The sequence below is a fragment of the Nostocoides japonicum T1-X7 genome, assembly GCF_001046855.1.
Taxonomy (GTDB): Bacteria; Actinomycetota; Actinomycetes; order Actinomycetales; family Dermatophilaceae; genus Nostocoides; species Nostocoides japonicum.
This window is the reverse complement of record NZ_HF570958.1, coordinates 5054375-5057966: the sequence shown is the minus strand read 5'-3', so window position 1 is coordinate 5057966 and position 3592 is coordinate 5054375. Positions and strand designations below refer to the sequence as shown.

Annotated in this window: 1 protein-coding gene; it reads right to left on the bottom strand. The window is 72.7% G+C overall.

Annotated features, from left to right (window positions below; all coding sequences use genetic code 11):
• Nucleotides 1-1049 precede the first annotated feature (1049 nt).
• The gene (locus BN12_RS22805; protein ID WP_048555783.1) at nt 1050-3440 is read right to left on the bottom strand and encodes a HelD family protein; all 2391 of its coding nucleotides are present in this window, start codon (nt 3438-3440) and stop codon (nt 1050-1052) included.
• Nucleotides 3441-3592 lie beyond the last annotated feature (152 nt).

The following is a 3592-nucleotide window of genomic DNA, read 5'->3' as shown; positions in this document are numbered from 1 at the left end:
GATCGGGGTCTGTGCACCACCTGGCCTGCACCCGGCTGGTGGCGGTTTGGCACCCGATCGGGGTCTGTGCACCACCTGCGACGACGACGGCCGCCCTATGGGCACCGGCCTGGCAACACGATCGCTCGGATGAGTGCCCAGGGCAGCCGGCCGACGTGGGCCATGGGACAACAGGTCGGAAACGACCGGTCCCGACTCGTCCGGATGAGGGTCGGGGACGTCCCGCCGAAACGGGACGTCCCCGGGGTGGCTGCTCGGGTGCAGGGAGGGGGGTTTGACCCGTCACAACCACCGGCTTGCGTAGGCACCGCACACCCCTCCCGCGGTGCCTCCGGTGATAACACAACCAGTCGATGACAGGTCCTGTCCTCGAAATCGAGAACTTCCACAGGTCCGCGGGCCAAGATTCCGCGATCGCCGGGCGAGATGCCCGAGTTGTCCTGTGATTGGCCGTGATTCGCCATGCTGTCGGCCGTGAGGTACCCGTCGCCAGCACCCCTCCGCACGTGCCGAGTTGATGTCCTCGAGACCGTCGCGAGACAGCAACAACTCGGCACGTGCGGAGGAGGCGGTGCGGCACGTGCCGAGTTCAGGTCGTCAGCGGTCGCGTCCGATCGGCCGTGGCGCCCGCGCGGCCGGTCGACGCGCTGACGTTCGGTCGGGCAGTCGCCGTCCTCGCCACTGGCCGCTGGCCCTTGACGCTCACTCACGACGCAGCCTTCGGCGTTTGGGACGACGCGACGGATCCTTGTGGGGAAGCTGGTTGGCGTCATGGCTCGTGCCAGCTTCCCCACAAGGACTCCGGGAACTCCACCCCCTTCGAGGAGGTATGCCGAGCCAGCCCCGTACTCGTAAGCGCGCGCTGGGCTACCCCGATGGTCCCGGCGTCGCGTAGCTGGCCGGCCCGTCCCCGCGAGCGCGGGCTGGGCTACCCCGATGGTCCCGGCGTCGCGCAGCTGGCTGGCCCGTCCTCGAAAGCGCGGGCTGGGCTACCCCGATGGTCCCGGCGTCGCGCAGCTGGCCGGCCCGTCCCGCGAGCGCGCGCTGGGCTATCGGGCCGGGTTCGCCTCACGGAGCACCGTCATCCGATGGGCCGCTCGCGTCAACACGACATAGAGGATGCGCGCCCCACCGGGCGACTCCGCGGTGATCCGGTCGGGGTCGACGACGACCGTCGCGTCGTACTCGAGGCCCTTCGTCGACAGCGGGTCGGCGACGACGACGCGGTCCGGCCACCCACCCGCGGCGGCCGCCCGCTCCACGAGCCGCTCGTGGCGCACCGGCGTGATGACCGCGACGGCCCCCTCGACCTGGGGCAGCAGGTGCTTGACGGCACGGTCGACGTCGGCGGCCACGTCGGGCGACAGCTCACGGACCTCGGGCTCGACGCCGGTCTCGCGGACGGCGAGGGGGATGTCGGCGTCCGGGACGACGGGGAGGATGACGTCGCGGGCGTAGTCGAAGATCTCGCGTGCGTTGCGGTAGTTCGTGTCCATGTGGAACCGCCGTACCTCGGGCCCCGTCTGCGCGGCCGGGCGCCCGCGTCGCCCGTAGGCGTCGAGCCGTGCCTGCCCGGCCTGTGCCGCATCCGGCCATGACGCCTGGGCGGCGTCACCGACGACCGTCCACGACGCCCCCCGACCGCGGCGCCCGACCATCCGCCACTGCATCGGCGAGAGGTCCTGGGCCTCGTCGACGAGGATATGCGCGTATGACGACGGAGGAGTGATCCGGCCGTCGAGCAACCGCTCCCGGGCCTCGAGCGGTGTCCTGACGGCCCCCGGCTCGGGGACGGACCCGCCGCCGCGGCCAGGGGAACGGGAGGACTCCCACTGGGCGGCATACCCGTCGAGCTCCTCGATCTCCCAGAACTCGCGCTCCTCCGCGGCAGCCTCCTGGACGGGCCCGAGCCGGGCGGCCAGGTCGTCGACGAGGGCGACGTCGGCGACGGTCCACGCGCCGGACTCGAGGGCGTCGGCATACGAGCGGGCCACGGCGGCCGCCTCCTCGTGGGCGAGAACCCCGCGGCTCGCGGCATACGCGGTCTCGGTGTCGGCGAGCCGGAGGAGGACCTCGCGAGGGTCGAGCTGGGGCCACCAGTCCGCCATGAACGTGTCGACGTCCATCGAGGCGTCCCACGCATCGCGGAACGCCTCGCGATCGCCTCCGTGAACCGTGGCCCAGGCGGCCTCGCGCAGCGCGGCCCGGGCCGCCTCCGTCGCGAGGTTGTGCACGGTGCCGCGCAGGACGACCGATCGGAGCCGCCGCAGCGCTGCCTCGTCGAGCGTGATCGCGTGACCCGCGACGAACGACCGGAACCGCGTCGGCGCCCCGTCCGGCGTCGCAGCGGCGAGCCGGCCGAGGACCCTGCGGATCGCCGGAGCACCCTTGACGGCCGCCACCTCGGGCGCGTCGACGCGGGTCGCCGTCATCCCGTCGACGAGGTCCCCGAGCGCGCGGAGGGCGACCGACTCCTCGCCGAGGCTCGGCAGGACGCGTTCGATGTATGCGGTGTACGCGGCGGACGGTCCGACGACGAGGATCCCGCCGCTCTCGAACCGCCGGCGCTCGGAGTAGAGGAGGTATGCCGCGCGGTGGAGCGCGACGACCGTCTTGCCCGTCCCTGGGCCGCCGGTGATCTCGGTGACCCCCCGCGAGGGGGCCCGGATCGCCTCGTCCTGGTGGCGCTGGATCGTCGCGACGATGTCGCGCATCCGGGTGCCGCGGCTGCGGGTGAGGGCGGCCATGAGGGCACCGTCGCCGACGATGACGAGGTCGTCCGGGGCCTCGGGCACCATGAGGTCGTCCTCGACCCCGACGACGCGTTCGCTCCGGCACCGCAGGACGCGGCGTCGGATGACACCCATCGGCTCGACCGGCGTCGCGCGGTAGAACGCCGCAGCCGCCGGTGCCCGCCAGTCGACGACGAGCGGTTCATAATCGTCGTCGCGGACCCCGAGACGCCCGATGTACCTGATCTCGCGGTCGGCAGCCGACGAACGCCTCGCGCCGTCAACGGCCGATCCCGTCGCGCTGCCGTCGCGTGTCGGTCGGGTGGGGTCGTCGGCGGCCGATCTCGTCAGACTGCTGTCCGGTGTCGGTCGCGTCGCGCTGCCACCCGCCGACGGCGTCTCGAGGTCGAGGCGGCCGAAGACGAGGCCCTCGAACTGGTTCTCGATGTCGTGGCGCCGCCGGGCCGCGGCGAAGACGAGGGCGTCCCGCTCGAACAGCCCGGTCATCTCCTCGTCGCGAACGTCACCGGTGCGGTCGGTCCGGCCACGTGCGAGGCCCTCCGCCTCGACGCTGTTGGCCCGCTCGGTGGCCTTCGCGAGCTCACGATGGACGCGGTCGACATGGGCCTGCTCGACGGCGATCTCGTGGGCCACGACGTCGGGGACGTCCGACGGGGACGGTGCCGTCGCGTTGGGCGTGCTCGTCACGGTGCTGCGTTCTCCTGGGGTCCGCGGAACCTACAAGTCTACGGCGCTCCCGACGCCTGGCCGTCGAGGCGCCCCGCCCTCGCGGCGCGTTCCCGCTCGGCAGGTGCGGGCTTTCCGTGGTCGGTCGGCTTCCCAGACCACGACAACCCCGC